The sequence below is a fragment of the Methylorubrum aminovorans genome, assembly GCF_022179725.1.
Taxonomy (GTDB): domain Bacteria; phylum Pseudomonadota; class Alphaproteobacteria; order Rhizobiales; family Beijerinckiaceae; genus Methylobacterium; species Methylobacterium aminovorans.
Genome location: NZ_BPRC01000001.1, coordinates 268,700 through 286,649, shown reverse-complemented (window position 1 = coordinate 286,649; position 17,950 = coordinate 268,700). Strand labels below are relative to the sequence as shown.

Sequence of the window (17,950 nt, the reverse complement as noted above, 5' to 3'; positions counted from 1 at the left end):
CGGCCGGGCCGGATCAGACGTCGAAACTGATCATCTTCTTCATCACCAGCACGCCCGCCAGCATCCACAACCCGGAGATCACCAGAGCGATCTTGCCGACCGAGGTCGTCCATAGCAGCGACGTGTAATCCGGGCTCGACAGGTAGGTGCCGCCGCCGATGAGGAAGGGCAGCGCGCCGATGATGCCCGCCGAGACCTTAGCCTCCATGCTCATCGCATCGATCTTGCCGGCCATCTTCTTGCGTTCGCGCAGCACCCGCGACAGGTTGCTGAGCGCCTCGGACAGGTTGCCGCCAGCCTTCTGCTGGATGCCGATCACGATCGAGAAGAAGTTCACCTCGGTCACGGGCACCCGCTCGTACATGCGCAGGATCGCGTCCGCCATCGGCAGGCCGAGCGCCTGCGCCTCGATCGCCACCCGGAACTCGCTGCGCAGCGGCTCCTTCGCCTCGCGCGAGATCATGCGCAGGCAGTCGCCCAGCGGGATGCCGGAGCGCAGACCGCGCACCACCACGTCCATCGCGTTGGGCAATTCCTCGACGAAGGCCGCAACACGCCGCTTCTGCCGCCACTTGAGCATCCAGGCGGGCAGGCCGAACCCGCCGGCAAAAAGGGCGAGCAGGCCGACGATCACGTTGTGGGAGACGAGGATGGCGGCGAGCGCGAGAATGGCCGCCATGATCCCGGAGACGACGTAGTATTTCCGGCGCGTCCAATCGAGGCCGGCGCGAGCGATGCGCAGCTCGAGCGTGACCTTGGTCTTATCCTTTTTCGCCTCCAGCTCCTTGAGGCTTTTCGCAACCTGCTCGCGGCGATTGGCGGCGGCGCCGCGCTCGGCCAGCACCGAGCGCGGCTGGCCCAAGGCCTTTCGACGCTGCTCGGCCCGGCGCTCGCCGGCGAGCAAGGGCATCAGAAAGACATAGGCGAGCGAGCCGGCGGCTACGGCCACGAGGCCGGCCGCGAGGGGAGCATTGAGCGCGTTCACAGCGGTTGCTCCACGGTGTCGGCGGCGGCGTCGAGAGCCGCGGCCAGCGCCCGCTCCTCGCCGTAGTAGCGCGCCCGTTCCCAGAAACGCGGGCGGCCGATGCCCGTCGAGCGATGGCGGCCGATCAGACGCCCGTTCGCGTCCTCGCCGAGCACGTCGTAGACGAACAGATCCTGGGTGATGATGACGTCGCCCTCCATCCCCATCACCTCCGTGATGTGGGTGATGCGTCGCGAGCCGTCGCGCATACGCATCGCCTGGATGATGACGTCGACCGAACCGGTGATCATCTCGCGAAGCGTTCGCGAGGGCAGCGAGAAGCCGCCCATGGTGATCATCGACTCGATACGCGCGAGGCACTCGCGCGGGGAGTTGGCGTGCAGCGTGCCCATCGAGCCGTCGTGGCCGGTGTTCATCGCCTGCAGCAGATCGAACGCTTCCGGTCCGCGCACCTCGCCGACGATGATACGCTCGGGGCGCATGCGCAGGCAGTTCTTGACGAGGTCGCGCATCGTGACCTGGCCCTGGCCCTCCAGGTTCGGCGGCCGGGTCTCCAGGCGCACGACGTGCGGCTGCTGGAGTTGAAGCTCGGCCGCGTCCTCGCAGGTGATGACCCGCTCGTCGTGCTCGATGAAGGCGGTGAGGCAGTTGAGCAGCGTCGTCTTGCCCGAGCCGGTGCCGCCCGAAATCACGACGTTGCAGCGGACCTTGCCGATGATCTGCAGGATCTTGGCGCCCTCGGGCGAGATCGCGCCGAAGCGGACGAGCTGATCGAGGGTGAGCTTGTCCTTCTTGAATTTACGAATCGTCAGCGCCGGCCCGTCGATGGCGAGTGGCGGGGCGATGACGTTGACGCGGGAGCCATCGGGCAGGCGCGCGTCGCAAATCGGCGAGGACTCGTCCACGCGCCGGCCGACCTGGCTGACGATCCGCTGGCAGATGTTCATCAATTGCTGGTTGTCGCGGAAGCGCACGGAGGTGAGCTGGATCTTGCCAGCGACCTCGATGAAGGTCCGGTCGGCGCCATTCACCATCACGTCGGCGATGTCGTCGCGAGCCAGCAGCGGCTCCAGGGGACCGTAGCCGAGCACGTCGTTGCAGATATCATCGAGCAGCTCCTCCTGCTCGGCGATCGACAGCACGATGTTCTTGAGGCCGATGATCTCCGAGACGATGTCGCGGATCTCCTCTCGCGCCGCCTCGCCTTCGAGCCGGGCGAGCTGCGCGAGATCGATGGCTTCGATCAGCGCGCCGAAGATCATGCTCTTCGTGCGGAAGTAATCCTCCGACTTCGGCAACGGCGCCTGAGGCGCCGGGTTGCGCGGCGGCTCGGGGCGTGCGCGCACGGTCTCCTGTTGGAGGACCGGCGGGGCAGCCGTCGTCGGCCCGGCCGGGGCGGGGGCCGGAGCGGGAGCCGATGCGGCGTTGGAGCGTCGACCGAACATGGCGCCGCGCCTTCAACAGTCTTGAGAGGAAAGAGCGCGGGCCACCGTCAGGACGCCTTCTTGCGGGTCAGCCGGGCAAGCAGCGGTTCCAGAAGATTGGCCCTGGCACGGCGGATCTCGGCCCGGCCGGTCACGGCCGCGGCGAGTTCGGAGAAGATTTCCGCGGGCTTCGAGCCGGCCTGCACTTCGGCGATCATCTGGCCGTTGTTGGCTGCCGTCCCGAACAGAGCCGGGTCGAAGGGGATGATCGCCTGAAGCGGCACGTCGAGCGCCTTGGCGAATTCGGCGGCCGCGATCTCCGGCCGCTTGGGCATGCCGACACCGTTGAGGACGACCCGGGCCCGGGCGTCGTTGGGACGCTGCTGGTGCAGCAGTGCGAGCAGGTTCTTCACGTTGCGCAACCCCGCCAGGTCGGGGGCGGAGACGATCAGGATCTCGTCGGCGCTGACCAGCACGCGCCGGCTCCAGGCGCTCCATTGATGCGGCACGTCGAGGACGATGCAGGGCACGGTTGCCCGCAGCAGGTCGGTGAGGGCGTCGAAGGCCGGTTCAATGAGATCAACCGTGCGGTCGAGAGTGGCCGGCGCGGAGAGCAGGCTGAGATTGTCGGCGCATTTCGAAAGCAATCGGTCGAGCAGGTTGGCATCCAGGCGCTCGGGCGCGAACACCGCCTCGGCGATCCCCTGCGGCGGGTCCTGATTGAAGTTGAGTCCTGCCGTGCCGAAGGGAACGTCGAGATCGGCGATGACGGTGGCGGTGCCGTGCTCGCGCGCCACGGTCCAGGCAAGGTTATGAGCGATCGTGGAGCTGCCGACCCCACCCCGCGCACCGTACACGGCGATGGTGCGCCCGACCGGCTTGGCACCCGGCGCGGCGAACAGATCCGAGACCGCGGCGATCATGCCGACCGGCTCGACCGGAGCCATCAGATACTCGCTCACGCCGCGCTGGATGAACTGCCGGTAGAGCAGCACGTCGTTGACATGGCCGATCACGAGCACCTTGGTGCCCTCGTCGCAAACCTCGGCGAGCTGATCGAGACATTCGAGCGGCCGCGACTTGAGGCCGAGGAACTCGATCACGATGACATTGGGCGTCGGCGCGTGCCGGTACGCCTCCAGGGCCGCAGCGCCCCCGCCCATCTGCACCTTCACGTGAGCCTTCTGCATCCGCCGATCGGACGCGGTGCCTTCGATCATCGCTGCCGTTTCCGGCGTCTCGCAGAAGGCCTGGATCGTGATGCGAGGGACCGGGGCGATGGTTCGCTCTGAGGCCTCGTGAGTGTCCGGCATGATGCGTGGGTTCCGGAATTTATGCCGAGTAGGCGCGGCCAGGGATCGACAGGGACTCGAGAGGGCAGCGGCCGAGAGGCCGACGCGGCTACTGGCTCTTCACTTCGCTGCTGACATTGGCCTTTCCATCTTGCCGCCAACGGGTTGACGGATCCTTGCCCTCGCGGAGCTGACCGATGTCCTGCGTGCGCCGGATCGTGTCGATGCGGCCTTCCGGCCGGCCGCGCACGAGGTCGATTGGATCGGCGACCTGGGCGGCAAAGTTAGCCCGCGTGGAGCAGCCGAAATTCCAAGTCGGCTCGTTCGACCAATTGGCGCGCAAATCACTGACGCCGAGGTCACGCGGCCAGAGCCCACATTTGTCAGCGACCTTGGCCTGCATCCGCTGGAAGCTCAGACGCACCGGCGAGGCCAGAGTCGGGTTCGCGACCGGATAGTCGACCATGCGCACGCCGCCGGGCAGGACGCCCAACTCTGCTGCGAGATGCTGTATCGCCTCGCCCGTGCGCGTGACAGGCCCGGCCAGAGCCGGCGAGACCCCGCGGGGCACCTCGACGACGAGGATGCCGCGGCCGTAGCGGCGATACTCCACGAGGAAAGCCTCGAGGTCGGCGCGCTGACGCGGATCGACATGGCCGATTCCGGTGGGGAAGATGTCGAGGCTGCGGTCGGCATCCGCCAGAACGATCGGATGCCGGGTGCGCACATCGATCGGGTAGGTCGAGCCGGTAGTGGCGACGCGCTCCGCACGGCAGGCGCCGAGCCCGGCGGCCATCAGGAGCACGGCGGCAACCGGCAGGATGCGGGAGATGGGGGGGCAGGTGGGGAGAGACATCGACTTCGATCCTGCTGGACGGGGGTCAGTCGGCGATGAAGCCGACGCGGCCGCGATAGGCCGGCCCGAGGGTGCCGCCGCCGACCGTGCCGTAGATCTTGTTCAGACGTCCGAGCAGCACCGCCTGCCCGTCGGTCGCATCGACGAAGCCGTCGTCCGGCCGCTGGATCTGCCTTGCCTCCATCGGCTGGGCGATGAAGGGCGTTACCATGATCATCAACTCGGTCTCCTCGCGCTGGTAGTCGCGCGAGCGGAATAGGGCGCCGAGGATCGGCAGGTTCATCAGTCCGGGCAGACCTCCGATCGAGGCGCGGTTCTTCTGCTGGATCAGGCCGGCCGTCATCATCGTGGCGCCGGAGGCGAGTTCCACCGTCGTCTCGGAGGTGCGCCGGGTCGTCGCCGGGACGGGCGTGACCCGGTTGGAGCCGGGGAAGGAGAAGCTGTAGCTGTTTTCCCGGTCGAGTTCGGTCACGTCGGTCGCGACCCGGATTGAGATGCGGTTTTCGGCCAGAACGACCGGCGTAAAGGCGAGGCTCACGCCGTAGGGCTTGAACTCGAGGGCGACGGTACAGGCCGCGCCGGCCACACCCGCGGCGCAGTTCGAGGGAACCGGGATCTCGCCGCCGGCCGTGAACTTGGCCGACTCGCCGGAGATCGCCGTCAGCGTCGGCTCGGCGAGGATGCGTGAGACGCCGGCCTGTTCGAAGGCGCGCAGCGTCGCCTGGAGCGAGGCGCCGCCGGAGCGGACCGAGGCCGACAGGACATTGCCGTCCGGCGTGTAGGCGCCGGTGATCGGAAACAGCGTGTTGTTCGTCAACACGTTGCCTGTCGGACTGAGCGGATTCAGCGCTGACCAATTTCCGCTGACGTTGATGCCGAATTGCTTCAGCACGGTGCGGGCCACCTCGACTACGGTGACGCGGATCATCACCTGATCCTTGTTGCGGATCGTCAGGTTGTTGATGACGGCACCGCGGGTCGCGACGCCGACGCCGGCCCCGAGACCGACGAAGGCGTTGGCGATGTCGAGCGCCTGCTGCGCCTCCGAGGCGGAGTTCACGCTGCCCGAGAGGACGAGCGATTCGCCGACCGCCTTCACGTCGAACCGACCGCTGGGCAGGCTCTGCTGCAGCGATTGCCGCAGCACGTTGATGTCGCGGGCGATGGTGACGTCGAGCGCCGCGATCTGGCGCCCTTCGGCATCCATTACGAAGATCGAGGTGGCGCCGTTGTCGATACCGATCAGGAACAGCTTGCGGCTGGAGCGGACGACCGCGTTCGCGACCGCCGGATTGGCCACGAACACCTCCTTGGCATCGCGGGGCAGATCGATGATCAGCGAGCGACCTTTGCTCAGCTCGACCCGGCGGGAGACCGCTGCCTCGTTCGGCCCGATCGTCAGCACGGGAGAGGTCGGAGCAGGATTGGCCAGAGCCGGGACCGAGCCGTACAGGGTGGCCGAGGTGAGGCAGGCGCCGGAGAGCAGGGAGAGGATGAAGCCGCGCAAGCGAAGGGGGGTGGTCATCGGTCCTGTCCTCACCGGCGCTGCTGTTTGGCGACGCCGAATCGCACCACGGTCAAGGGGCCCTCGATCGGCATGTCCGCCTCCTCGGATACCGCGGCTGTCCGGGCGGAATCTTGGATGCTGCGGAGGACGAGCGAGAGTTGTCCGACCTTCTGCGCCAGTGTGACGGTCTCGGCCTGGGCCGGCGTGAGCGCAAGGGTGGCTGTCTCCGCCGTCACGACGTTGGCGCCGTTCTTCTCCTGCACGATCTGGCCGACGGCGAGCACGCGCACGTTGGTCAGCAGAGTCTCGGCGAATTGCTCGCTCCCCTCGCTGCTGGTCTTGATGACGTCGACATGGTCGTTCGGCAGGATGAAGCCGCCAGCCGAACTCGACCCGCGGGTATCGGTCGTGATCGCCACCGCCCGCATGCCCGGCGGCAGGATCGCCGACATGAATCCGCTGCCGGCCTTGACCAGACGCTCGGGCCGGATCGGCTCGTTGGCCGAGAATCCGGTACGGATGATCGCGCCGACTGAGTCTTCAAGCCCCTTGGGAGCGGCACGGCGGTCGATCAGGCCCGGCGAGATCGCCTGCTCCGGCCAGGGCATCCAGCGCAGATCCTCGGGCTTGAGGGTCTGGCCCATGGGCAGCTCGGCCGCGGCAACCAGTACCTCGCTCATCGGAATCGGTGCGACGGGTTCGGCCTTGACGACGGGTGCGGGCTCGGGCGCCCGCTCCTCTCCCCGCATCAGCAGGGCCGCGCCGCAGCCCGCGACGAGTGCGATTCCCAGTACGGCAAGACGGGCTGGTTTCATGGGGGGCGTGGAACCGTGGCGACGGCCCTGTCGCCGTCCGGTTCCGAGACTTGCACGAGATTCGTCAAGTTAGGGTTAACCGAGCGTCACCGCTTTGTTTTCAGTGCTGTCCCGGAGGTCCACCGAAGCGTCACGTGCCGAAACAAAAAAGCCGCCCAGAAGGCGGCCTCCTCATCTCGTCGCGTAACAGTTGATCAGGGAAGCGCGAGCTGATCGAATCCGACAGCGTCCGGCAGTACGAGCAGAGCAGCGGCAGCCAGCGCGATACCATAGGGTATGCCAGTCTTCGCATCGTGCAAATGCACGGCGAAGGGAAGCTTAAGCACCAGCTTCGGCAGCGGATGCGTGCGGACCGACAGTATCGCGAGGGTCAGAGGACCGCCGAGAAGCGAAGCCATGATGAAATAATCTGGAAGATGGGCAAAGCCGATCCAGAGCGCGGTGCTCGCGGCGAGCTTCGCATCGCCACCCCCGATCCATCCGCGGGCGAACATTATGAATGTAATCACAAGAGTCAGCGCGCCGGCCGCGAGGTGCCAGGACAATTCGGCCCAGCCCATGCCGGAAGCGAGTGCGTATACAACAAATCCGATAAAGACCAAGCCGGTCACGCGATTGGAAATCCGCATCGTCAACAGATCGCTCGCAGCGGCGTAGGCCATGAGAAACGGAAAGACGACACATAGGAGGAGGTAAGCCGCCATGCTCGACACAGAACTGTTCCCAATCGGCCTATCTACTGGTTCGTTCGGATCTGGTGGCCAGTCTGCTAGAGTCCGGCCGAGCACACAGAGACTTTGAACGCCTGCCTCTTTCGGAGACCGGCGCTTCTGATCGGCGACGATGGTCCAACGGGACACATCGCTGTCGGCGAGGCATGTCGGGAGCAGCCCGCCATGCCTCACAAGACCGGTGTCGCCTAATGGAGAAATTATTTGGCAACGCCGAGCTTCGTAGTCTGCGTGTTGAGACCATCGCCGAGCGTGTCGAAGGCAGTTTTCAGCTTGCCACCAAACGTGGCGAAAATGCCGACGACGGCCACGCCGACCATGGCAGCAACCATGCCGTACTCGATGGCAGTCGCGCCGGACTCGTCAGCGATGAAGTTCTTGGCAATGTTCTTCACGATGATCTCCACTTGTCTTGATCTGATGGGTGACCGTCGGAATTCGGTAGAGGCCCCGACCGGCGACAAAGCGAGATGTAGTCTCGACGCGTTGCATTTGCGTTAAATCGATCTCCCAACCAAGCCTTCTGTCCTGCGTTTGCCGCGGTCAGTTAATGACGTATTGCAAAGATCCGTTGAATGGTCGGCATCGGGTCGCGTGGGCCGCAGAACGGACCGGCGAAGGACGACGCAACGAACACGGTTAGCGCTTCCTTCATCAGTTTCCTGTTCCGTGCCGTGACGAGAGATGCGTCTGTTCCGGATGTGTGCCGCCGTCACGGCGCGGCCTCCGGCGGCAGGGCCCGCACTCCGCGCGATCGGACCGACCCTTATGACCCGCCTGCGCCTCGACCGTTTTTCGCGCCACGCCATCCCGGCCGCCCTTTCCTTGGCCATGCTGACCGCGCCCGTTCACGCCAACGAGGCGGTGCCGCAGGGCAGCGTTTCGGTCCAAGTGGACAATGCGAAGGTGATTCGCCTGCCGGAGAAGACGCAGACCGTGGTCGTGGGCAACCCGATGATTGCCGACATCACCCTGCAGAAGAACGGCGTCGTGGTGCTCACGGGAAAGAGCTTCGGCATCACCAACCTGATCGCCCTCGACGGACGGGGCGCGATGCTCGCCGAATCGACCATCAGCGTGCAGGCGCCGCAGGCCTCGATCATCACCGTGCAGCGCGGCCTCGACCGCGAATCCTATTCCTGCACGCCGAACTGCCAGCCTTCGGTGCAGCTCGGCGACGCCACCAAGTACTTCACCGAGACCAGCCAGCAGGCCGAGGCGCGCCGCGGCATGGCGACGGCGAACAAGTAGAGCCTGCGCCACCCGTCCGGGCGTTGCCACACAGCGCCGTTGCGTGTATGGCCCGCCCGCGCCCTTGAGACACCCTTGGAGGCACGGGCGCGCTGGGACACGGTCGGGCCGTCCGCTTCGGGCGGCCTTTGTCGTTGGCCCGGCTCCAGTTTTCTACAAAAGGATCACGCCATGAGCGCCACCAAGACGCTTGAGGCCGTGGCACGCGACCGGGTCGGCAAGGGGGCCGCCCGGGCCGTTCGTCGCCAGGGCCAGATTCCCGCCGTCATCTACGGCGGCAACCAAGCCCCTGAGGCCATCGCCGTCGACCTCATCCGCACCCGCACGCTGATCTATGCCGGCGGCTTCAAGACCACGCTGTTCGACATCACCGTCGGCGGCAAGAAGACCCGCGCGATCCCGCGTGACTACCAGCTCGACCCGGTCACCGGCGCGCCGCTGCACGTCGATTTCCTGCGCGTCGTCGCCGGTCAGACCGTCACGGTCGACGTTCCCGTCCACTTCGTGAACGAGGACAAGGCGCCGGGCATCAAGCAGAAGGGCGGCACCCTCAACGTCGCGCTGCACACGGTGTCCCTCGACGTGGCCCCCGACCAGATCCCGGACGCGATCGAGGTCGATCTGACCGGCCGCGAGATCGGCGACGTGATCCACGCCTCCGACCTGCGCCTGCCGGCCGGCACCTATACGGGTGAGCCCACCGACACGGTCGCCAACCTGCTGCCGCCGACGGTGCTCGGCGCCGAGGTCGAGGCCGAGGAGGCCGCGATCGCCGAGGCGCAGGCTGCGGAGTCCGCCGACGAGAAGGCAGACGCCGAGGGCACCAGCGAGAAGAACGAGACCGAGGCGTAAGCCGCGGCAGGCGGCGCGAGCGCCTGTCCTGCGAAACACGCGATGCCCCGGCCGCCCGGCCGGGGCATTTCCGTTTGTCGGAGCATCGAATCGGGAGCACGCATGCGGCTCATCGTCGGATTGGGAAATCCTGGGCAGCGCTACGCGCGCAACCGCCACAACATCGGCTTCATGGCCGTGGACGAGATCGCCCGCGTTCACCGGGCGGCGCCGTTCCGACGCCGCTTTCAGGGCGAGGCGGCCGAAGTCGTGCTCGGCTCCGAGCGGGCGATCCTGCTCAAGCCTCAGACCTTCATGAACGAATCCGGCCGCTCAGTCGGTGAGGCGCAGCGCTTCTTCAAGATTCCGCTCGCCGACGTGATCGTGCTGCACGACGAACTCGACCTCGCGCCGGCGAAACTTCGGGTGAAGCTCGGCGGCGGCAATGCCGGCCATAACGGCCTGCGCTCGATCACGGCGCTGTGCGGCAACGATTACCGCCGCGTCCGCCTCGGCATCGGCCATCCCGGCGACAAGGCGCTGGTGCACGCCTACGTGCTCAACGACTTCGCCAAATCCGAGGAGCCTTGGGTCGAGGATCTCTGCCGCGCCACCGCGGACTACGCGCCGCTCCTGGCGGCTGGCGAGGATGCGAGCTTCCAGAACAAGGTGCATCTCGCCATGGCCGGCCGCGGCTGGGACGCGGTGAAGACACCGGCGGAGGCCGGCAAGGCGAAAGCGCGCGACGCGAATTGACACGAAAACACGAGGACACGATATCTGCGGCGTCGGGCCGGAGACCGAAATGAAGAACGTGACCGTTACCATGGACGACACGCTGCTACAGCGCGCGCGCGTTGCGGCCGCCCGCGACGGAAAGAGCCTGTCGCGCTTCATCGCCGAAACCGTGGAGCAGCGCGTGGGACGGCCGATGACCCAGTTGGAGGCGATCGAGCGCTTTCTGGCCGGTCCTTCAATGAATCTCACGGACGAGGATGGCAAAGCGCCAACTCGCGATCGGCTCTATGACGACTGAGCGCGTCTTCGTTGATACCAACGTCCTGATCTATGCCCGCGACGCCCGCAACACCGCCAAAAGGCAGTCGGCAACGAATTGGCTCCTCGATCTCGGGACCCGCGGCAATGCCAGCACCAACCTCCAAGTGCTGAATGAACTGACCCGCTGGATCCTGAAGAACGAGCCTCATCGTCCGCTGAAGGACATACAGGACGAGATCGGCGCTCTCCGCATCTGGGGCGACCGGCCCCTCTCCGATGAAGATATCGATGTCGCGTGGGCCGTCCGGGTCAAGCTCGGCTATCAGTGGTTCGATTGTCTCCTTCTCGCCGCCGCCCACCTGCAGGGCTGCCGCTACTTCCTCACCGAGGACATGGCTCACGGAACGACGTTCCTGAGCCTCACCCTCATCGATCCCTTCCGGGTTTCACCGGACGACCTCTTCCTGCGGAACTGACCCATGGGCTTCAAATGCGGCATCGTCGGCCTGCCAAACGTCGGCAAGTCGACTCTCTTCAACGCGCTGACGCAGACCGCTGCGGCCCAGGCCGCGAACTACCCGTTCTGCACCATCGAGCCGAATGTCGGCGAGGTAGCAGTGCCCGATCCGCGCCTCGATGACCTCGCCCGGATCGCCTCCTCGAAGGAGATCATCCCGACGCGGCTGACCTTCGTCGACATCGCCGGCCTCGTGCGCGGCGCCTCGAAAGGCGAAGGTCTCGGCAACCAGTTCCTCGCCAACATCCGCGAAGTCGATGCCATCGCCCACGTGGTGCGCTGCTTCGAGGACGGCGACGTCACACACGTCGAGGGCAAGGTCGATCCGATCGCCGATATCGAGACGATCGAGACCGAGCTGATGCTGGCCGACCTCGACAGCCTGGAGAAGCGCGTCGTCGCGCTGGAGAAGCGTGCCAAGGGCTCCGACAAGGAAGCCAAGGAGTTTCTGGACCTCGTCAACCGCGCCCTGCCGCTGCTGCGCGACGGCAAGCCCGCCCGGCTTGTCGAGCGCAAGCCCGAGGAGGAGCGGCTGTTCCAGCAGCTGGGCCTGATGACGGCCAAGCCCGTGCTCTACGTCTGCAATGTCGATGAGGGCGACGCCGACAAGGGCAATGCGAAGTCTCAGGCCGTGTTCGACCGGGCCAAGGCGGAGGGCGCCGTCGCCGTCGTGGTCTCGGCCAAGATCGAGAGCGAGATCGCGGTGATGCCCGAGGCGGATCAGGCCGAGTTTCTGGAGGCGGTGGGCCTGACCGAACCCGGCCTCAACCGGGTGATCCGCGCCGGCTACGATCTGCTCGGCCTCGTGACCTACTTCACGGTCGGCCCGAAGGAGGCCCGCGCCTGGACGATCACGAAGGGCACCCGCGCCCCGGCGGCGGCGGGCGTGATCCACACCGACTTCGAGAAGGGCTTCATCCGCGCCGAGACCATCGCCTTCAAGGACTACACCGCGCTGAACGGCGAGGCCGGCGCGCGCGATGCCGGCAAGCTGCGGCTGGAGGGCAAGGAGTACGTGGTGCAGGACGGCGACGTGCTGCATTTCCGCTTCGCCAACTGACAGGGCCCGCGGCGTGGAGCTCCACCCGCGCCATGCCTGGGATCTGACGCCGGCCGAGGCCGTCGCGATCCAGCGCCGGCTCCGCAGCGAGATCGTGGCCGATCGCGCCATCGATCTCGGCGCGGTCCGACTGGTGGCCGGAGTCGACGTCAGCGTGAAGAACGAGCGCTCCCGCGCCGCGGTGGTGGTGGTGACGTTTCCGGGTTTCTTGCTGGTGGAGACGGCCGTTGCCGAGCGGCCGACGCCCTTTCCCTACATTCCCGGCCTCCTGAGCTTTCGCGAAGGGCCGGTGCTGGAAGAGGCGTTCGGACGCCTGCGCGCCGAGCCGGACGTGTTCCTGTTCGACGGCATGGGCACGGCCCATCCCCGCCGCATCGGCATCGCCAGCCATATGGGTCTGTGGCTGCAGCGCCCGACCATCGGCGTCGGCAAGACGCGGCTCGTCGGCACCAACGCGCCGCTCTCCGAGGAGAAGGGCGCGCACGTCCCCCTGATCGATCGAGGCGAGACCATCGGCGCCGTGGTCCGTACACGTACGGCCAAGCACCCGCTGTTCATCTCGCCGGGGCACCTCGCCGACATCCCGAGCTCGATCGAGCTGGTGCTGGCCTGCTCGCCGAAATACCGCCTGCCGGAGCCGATCCGGCTCGCGCACAAGACGGCTGGGAACTTTTAGTCTGCAGATATACCTGAATCCTGGTTCTCCACGCGTTCGAAGTTGAAACTAGGATCTTGTGAATCAGCGCCCCCTGATTCATTAAAAATATACTTCGAGAAAGCTGTTGCGCGCGATACGCGGCTGGCGCGATCAGATGCAGCGCGAGCTACATTTCTGGCATATGAAACCACATTTGCATCATAGGATTTCCACTGATCTTCATCAAGCCTGAGTATACTGTCGACTCTTTCCCCAAACTCGATCAATTTCTTCGATATCCCGCTAATTCTATCGCCGGGCAATGGTATCTGCTTCTCACGCTCTGCAAGCTGCAGGAACAATGTGTAGAAGTCCGATTTTTTCTTCCACCTAGTTTTTGAGAGGTCTGGCAGGAGGCGAGTTATTTCGACAGTTATTTTTCTGAACGTCTCAATCATGTAATCCTTGTTCTCAAACTCTGCTTCATATAATTGGTAGTAATTATCCAGTTTATCCTTCTTATTCTGCGGCCCATGAAGAAAAGTAATTGCTAGCTCACTGATAAACTCATGATCAAGCATCCGGCGATGATCGTTTGCCGAGAATATACCTGAATTAGACCAAAATGTATCGGCGTCAGCAATGTATTGCACAGATTTAATGAAAGGCCCCCAATACGTTGCGTTTCTTAGCTCTTGATCAGTAAGCGTCACAACGTTCTTGTTCAAGCGTGCGAAAATTCCCCTGATATCCTCCTCCTTTAGAGTTGGGGGCAATATCCTGACGACAAATTTGTAGTTATATATTGATTTCTTTTCCTCAGATGTCAGCTCCTCAAACTTTCTTCCGCGCCATTGCTTTCCGACATCATCCCCATCAAGAGAAAATTCTCCATGCAGGTAATCGAGAACAGCCCTAATGCGTTGCTGCCCGTCTACCACAATATGAACTTCTTCTCCCGAGTCCCCTACAACATCCTGCATATATAGCTCAGGAATCGGCAAAGCATTTAATATAGTATCAATCAGATAAGATTTTTGAACCTTAGTCCATACAGCATTGCGCTGAAATGGAGCGGCCAGAACTAAATCTTCGCTCGAAAAAGCATTATTAAACCACGTAATTGTTCGATGCGTAGTATGAAGAAAGTTTTCTGCTTGAGACACTTCATTCCTCCGTGGGAATTACACTGATTTCGCTGTCGCCGGAGTCCTCCTCGACTGGTGCGACGAGGCCTTGCCGCAGTGAACTTATATTCGAGGCCTGATAATATCTCAGGGAGTCGAAATCCTTATATATTCTTAACTTCACTTGCCGCCCATTCGTCGGAACTATCTGGCTCATTCTTTCCAGGGCAGACATCCATTCCTTCCCGAATGGAAGCAGCTCAAGTATCGAGTCAGCGGCAATCGTTCCTGAAAAAATGTATCTTTCTCTATGGCATTTGATAGCGAATTTTGTTTTTGACGGAAGAGATAACCAAGACGGCCGCAATTGTCTCAAATATCTCCAAGATATGTCAAAGTAATGTGGACTTATGATGCCGCAATCGATGTCAGAATTGTCGTCAAACGATTTGAATGACTTCACTGGGTTCAGGCTGTAGCCAAGAGCAGCACTACCAGTCAAAACAATATCCCTAGGATCTACATCGATATTTTCCGCCAAAACAGTCTTCCATTCTATCCAGTCCGAAACGATCCCGTCAAACAGGAATGGAACTGGCTCGAAAATGAAATGAGATACAAAATTGCGCGGCTCTATCTCAATCATTGCAGTGTACAATTCGCTCAAATCAGAGAACATGAAGCCCCTCGAATCTTACAAATTATTATCGAACCCAACCATATTTTCTGAGATCGACAGGCATGTTACTGCCTCACGCTATTCATATGTCAGTGCGCCTCTTCCCAATTGCCCGCCGCCCGCGCCTCGACCACCAGCGGGACGCTGAGTGAGAGCGCCGGCGCCGGTGCTTCCTCCATCACCCGCGCGATCACCGGAATCGTCGCCTCGACCTCGTCGTCGGGCACCTCGAACACGAGTTCGTCGTGCACCTGCAGCAGCATCCGCGCCGTGAGCTTCTTCGCCTCCAGCGCGTCCTCCATCCGCGTCATGGCGCGGCGGATGATGTCGGCGGCGGTGCCCTGAATCGGAGCGTTGATGGCCTGACGCTCCACGCTCGCCCGCTCGGACGGGTTGTTGGAGCGGATCTGCGGATAGTGGCAGACGCGCCCGAACAGGGTCGTCACGTAGCCCTTTTCGCGGCAGGAACGCTTGGTGGTGTCGATGTAATCGCGGATGCCGGGGAAGCGTTCGAAATACTGCTTGATGAAGGCCGAGGCCTCTTCGCGGCCGATGCCGAGGCGGTCGGCCAGGCCAAAGGCCGAGATGCCGTAGATGATGCCGAAATTGATGGTCTTGGCCCGCCGCCGCAGATCGCCGGTCATCTGATCGAGCGGCACGCCGAACATCGCCGAGGCGGTCGCCGCGTGAATGTCGAGCCCCTGTTCGAAGGCCTCGCGCAATTGCGGGATGTCGGCGATGTGGGCGAGCAGCCGCAGCTCGATCTGGCTATAGTCGGCCGAGATCAGCTTCTTGCCCTCGGGCGCGACGAAGGCGCGGCGGATGCGCCGCCCCTCCTCCGTGCGGATCGGGATGTTCTGCAGGTTCGGATCCGAGGAGGAGAGCCGGCCGGTCGTCGTCGCGGCAAGCGCGAAGGAGGTGTGAACCCGGTTGGTGCCGCGGTCGGCATGCTCCTGCAGCGAGTCGGTGTAGGTCGATTTCAGCTTGGAGAGCTGGCGCCAGTTCAGGATCTTCTTCGGCAGGTCGTGGCCGGCCTGGGCGAGTTCTTCGAGCAGCGTCGCGGGCGTGGCCCATTGGCCGGACGGCGTCTTCTTGGCGCCGGGCAGGCCCATCTTGCCGAACAGGACGTCGCCGATCTGCTTCGGCGAGGAAACCTGAAAACGCTCGCCCGCGTCCTCCTGGATCTCCTCCTCCAGCCGCGCCAGAATTTGCGAAAAGTCGCCGGAGAGGCGGCTCAGCATGTTGCGGTCGATGGCGATGCCGGCCCGCTCCATCCGCGCCAGCACCGGCACCAGCGGGCGCTCCAGCGTCTCGTAGACGGTCACCCGGTGCTCGGCGACGAGGCGCGGCTTCATCATCCGCCACAGGCGCAAGGTCACGTCGGCGTCCTCCGCCGCGTAGGCCGTCGCCTTGTCGATCGCGACGCGGTCGAAGGTGACCTTGTTGCGGCCGGTGCCGGCCACATCCGCGAAGGTGATCGGCTGATGGCCGAGATGGCGGCGGGCCAGTTCGTCCATGCCGTGCCCGCCCTTGCCGGCATCGAGCACGTAGGAGATCAGCATCGTGTCGTCGAAGGGCGCCACGTCGATGCCGTAACGGTGCAAGACCGAGAGGTCGTATTTCAGGTTCTGCCCGACTTTGAGCGTACCCGCATCCTCCAGCAGCGGCTTCAGCAGCTTCAGCGCGGTGTCGAACGCGATCTGGCCGGGCTGCTTGTCGGAGGCGTCCGCTTCCGCGCTGCTCTCGCCGAACAGGTCGCCGCCCTTCACCTCGGGCTTCACATGGGCGAGCGGGATGTAGGCGGCCCGCCCCGGCGCGGTGGCGAGCGAGACACCGACGAGGCCGGCCTTGGCCGCATCGAGCGCGTCGGTCTCGGTATCAACCGCGATGATTCCGGCCTCGTAGCTCTCGGCGATCCAGGCTTCCAACTGCTCGACCGTGGAAATCGTCTCGTAGGCCGACGTGTCGAACGGCTTCACCGCCTCCGCCGCACGGGCGGCCACCAGGGTCGAGGGCGTCGGCTCGGCGGGGCCGCGCTTCTTCGGAGCCTGATCCGGCAGGTCGAGATCGGCGAAGGGATCGATCTCGCCTGCTTCGGGCGGCGCCGCGCCGTCCGTCCGCTCCGGAGCGGCGGCGGTCTCGGGATCGACCGGCACGTCGTCGCCGAAGAACGGCACCGCATCGCTGCCGCCGGCCGCATTGGTGTAGGCGTGGGGCTGGGCGCCGGGCAGCAGTGCCGGGTCGGGCTTCACCGCCTCGGGATCGACGTGGAGCATCTGCGCGATGCGCCGCGTCAGGGTGTTGAACTCCATGGCTTTCAGGAAGCCGACGAGCTTTTCCGGGTTGGGCTGCGGCACGCCGAGTTCGTCGAGCGGCACCGGGACCGGCACGCTCTCTTCGAGCGCCACGAGGCGGCGTGAGAGCTTGGCCTGATCGATGTTGGCGAGCAGCGTCTCGCGGCGCTTGGGCTGCTTGATCTCGGCGGCCCGCTCCAGAAGCTGCGCCAGGCTGCCGTATTCCTTGATCAGGGCGGCGGCCGTCTTGAGCCCGATGCCGGGCACGCCCGGTACGTTGTCCGATGTGTCGCCGATGAGCGCGAGCGCGTCGCCGATCTGCTCCGGCGTCAGTCCTTCCCACTTAGCGATGATCGCGTCGCGGTCGAGGTTGCGCTCGGGCCGGTAGCCGGGCTTGCCTTTGGCGCCGGACTCGAAGTCGTAGAACCGGATCTTGTCGGAGACGAGCTGCATCAGGTCCTTGTCGGAGGACACGATGATGACCTCGGCGCCCCGCGCCTCCGCTTGGCGCGCGTAGGTCGCGATCAGGTCGTCCGCCTCGTAGCGTTCCAGCTCCACCGCATGCAGGCCGAAGGCGCGCACCGCATCGCGCATCAGCGGCATCTGGCGCTTGAGGTCGTCCGGCGCGTCGGGGCGGTGGCCCTTGTAGTCGGGGAACAGCTCCTTGCGGAACGAGCCCTCGGACTTGTCGAAGACGATGCCGAGATGGGTCGGCTTCACGCCCGCCGCGCCATCTTGGAGAAACTGGGCGATCTTGGTGCAGAACAGCCGCACCGCCCCCGTGGGCAGGCCATCGGAGGGCCGCGTGTTGTATTTCTGATCCTGATTGATCGACTGAAAGTAGGCCCGGAAGATGAAGGACGAGCCGTCGACGAGGATCACCCGGTCGTCAGCGCCGACGGGCTTGTCCGGTTGCGGTTGCGTCTCAGCGGTCATCGGTCGAAC

Annotated in this window: 18 protein-coding genes; 7 read left to right on the top strand and 11 right to left on the bottom strand. The window is 64.4% G+C overall.

Going from position 1 to position 17,950, the window contains the following annotated elements; genetic code table 11:
- Positions 1–13: 13 nt before the first annotated feature.
- From MFF24_RS01130 to MFF24_RS01095, 8 genes are all read right to left on the bottom strand, one after another.
- Positions 14–985, bottom strand: coding sequence for a type II secretion system F family protein (locus MFF24_RS01130; RefSeq protein WP_238221749.1), 972 nt, complete (start codon positions 983–985; stop codon positions 14–16).
- Complete coding sequence (locus MFF24_RS01125; RefSeq protein ID WP_108940402.1) at positions 982–2,430, bottom strand: TadA family conjugal transfer-associated ATPase; 1,449 nt, start codon at positions 2,428–2,430, stop codon at positions 982–984. Before MFF24_RS01125 ends, MFF24_RS01130 begins: the two co-directional genes overlap by 4 nt.
- 47 nt (positions 2,431–2,477) lie before the next feature.
- Entirely contained in the window at positions 2,478–3,722 is a 1,245-nt protein-coding gene (locus tag MFF24_RS01120; protein ID WP_238221747.1) for a CpaE/TadZ family protein, read from the bottom strand.
- Between the two features lie 88 nt (positions 3,723–3,810).
- A complete protein-coding gene (locus tag MFF24_RS01115) occupies positions 3,811–4,557 on the bottom strand; it encodes a CpaD family pilus assembly protein (RefSeq protein WP_238221746.1) in 747 nt (248 codons plus the stop codon).
- A gap of 25 nt (positions 4,558–4,582) precedes the next feature.
- Complete coding sequence (locus MFF24_RS01110; RefSeq protein ID WP_238221744.1) at positions 4,583–6,082, bottom strand: type II and III secretion system protein family protein; 1,500 nt, start codon at positions 6,080–6,082, stop codon at positions 4,583–4,585.
- Positions 6,083–6,093: 11 nt separating this feature from the next.
- Positions 6,094–6,879 (bottom strand): Flp pilus assembly protein CpaB, encoded by a 786-nt coding sequence (gene cpaB / locus MFF24_RS01105; protein WP_238221743.1) that lies wholly within the window; start codon positions 6,877–6,879, stop codon positions 6,094–6,096.
- Positions 6,880–7,073: 194 nt separating this feature from the next.
- Complete coding sequence (locus tag MFF24_RS01100) at positions 7,074–7,583, bottom strand: A24 family peptidase (protein ID WP_238221742.1); 510 nt, start codon at positions 7,581–7,583, stop codon at positions 7,074–7,076.
- A 227-nt stretch (positions 7,584–7,810) separates the two neighbouring features.
- On the bottom strand, positions 7,811–8,005 hold the full coding sequence (locus MFF24_RS01095) for a Flp family type IVb pilin (protein ID WP_238221741.1): 195 nt from the start codon (positions 8,003–8,005) through the stop codon (positions 7,811–7,813).
- A 373-nt stretch (positions 8,006–8,378) separates the two neighbouring features.
- On the opposite strand from MFF24_RS01095, the gene MFF24_RS01090 reads away from it, so the two are divergent.
- The 7 genes from MFF24_RS01090 (at position 8,379) to nfi (ending at position 12,944) form a co-directional block, all read left to right on the top strand.
- Complete coding sequence (locus tag MFF24_RS01090; RefSeq protein WP_238221740.1) at positions 8,379–8,861, top strand: pilus assembly protein N-terminal domain-containing protein; 483 nt, start codon at positions 8,379–8,381, stop codon at positions 8,859–8,861.
- A 171-nt stretch (positions 8,862–9,032) separates the two neighbouring features.
- The gene (locus MFF24_RS01085) at positions 9,033–9,713 is read left to right on the top strand and encodes a 50S ribosomal protein L25/general stress protein Ctc (RefSeq protein WP_133090631.1); all 681 of its coding nucleotides are present in this window, start codon (positions 9,033–9,035) and stop codon (positions 9,711–9,713) included.
- A 102-nt stretch (positions 9,714–9,815) separates the two neighbouring features.
- Complete coding sequence (pth, locus tag MFF24_RS01080) at positions 9,816–10,448, top strand: aminoacyl-tRNA hydrolase (protein ID WP_108940396.1); 633 nt, start codon at positions 9,816–9,818, stop codon at positions 10,446–10,448.
- A 49-nt stretch (positions 10,449–10,497) separates the two neighbouring features.
- On the top strand, positions 10,498–10,728 hold the full coding sequence (locus MFF24_RS01075; protein ID WP_133090629.1) for a hypothetical protein: 231 nt from the start codon (positions 10,498–10,500) through the stop codon (positions 10,726–10,728).
- A complete protein-coding gene (locus tag MFF24_RS01070; protein ID WP_238221739.1) occupies positions 10,718–11,167 on the top strand; it encodes a PIN domain-containing protein in 450 nt (149 codons plus the stop codon). Before MFF24_RS01075 ends, MFF24_RS01070 begins: the two co-directional genes overlap by 11 nt.
- A gap of 3 nt (positions 11,168–11,170) precedes the next feature.
- Positions 11,171–12,268, top strand: a complete 1,098-nt coding sequence (ychF, locus tag MFF24_RS01065) for a redox-regulated ATPase YchF (RefSeq protein WP_133090627.1) — start codon at positions 11,171–11,173, stop codon at positions 12,266–12,268.
- Positions 12,269–12,281: 13 nt separating this feature from the next.
- Positions 12,282–12,944 carry a deoxyribonuclease V gene (gene nfi, locus MFF24_RS01060; RefSeq protein WP_238221738.1) on the top strand — a complete coding sequence of 221 codons (663 nt, stop codon included), beginning with the start codon at positions 12,282–12,284 and terminating at the stop codon, positions 12,942–12,944.
- On the opposite strand, the gene MFF24_RS01055 is transcribed toward nfi, so the two are convergent.
- The 3 genes from MFF24_RS01055 to polA all read right to left on the bottom strand — a co-directional run bounded on the left by MFF24_RS01055 (position 12,941) and on the right by polA (position 17,941).
- Complete coding sequence (locus MFF24_RS01055; protein ID WP_238221737.1) at positions 12,941–14,071, bottom strand: DUF262 domain-containing protein; 1,131 nt, start codon at positions 14,069–14,071, stop codon at positions 12,941–12,943. The genes nfi and MFF24_RS01055 overlap by 4 nt on opposite strands.
- Position 14,072: 1 nt before the next feature.
- Entirely contained in the window at positions 14,073–14,711 is a 639-nt protein-coding gene (locus tag MFF24_RS01050; RefSeq protein ID WP_238221735.1) for a hypothetical protein, read from the bottom strand.
- Positions 14,712–14,800: 89 nt separating this feature from the next.
- Entirely contained in the window at positions 14,801–17,941 is a 3,141-nt protein-coding gene (polA, locus tag MFF24_RS01045; protein WP_238221734.1) for a DNA polymerase I, read from the bottom strand.
- Positions 17,942–17,950: the final 9 nt, after the last annotated feature.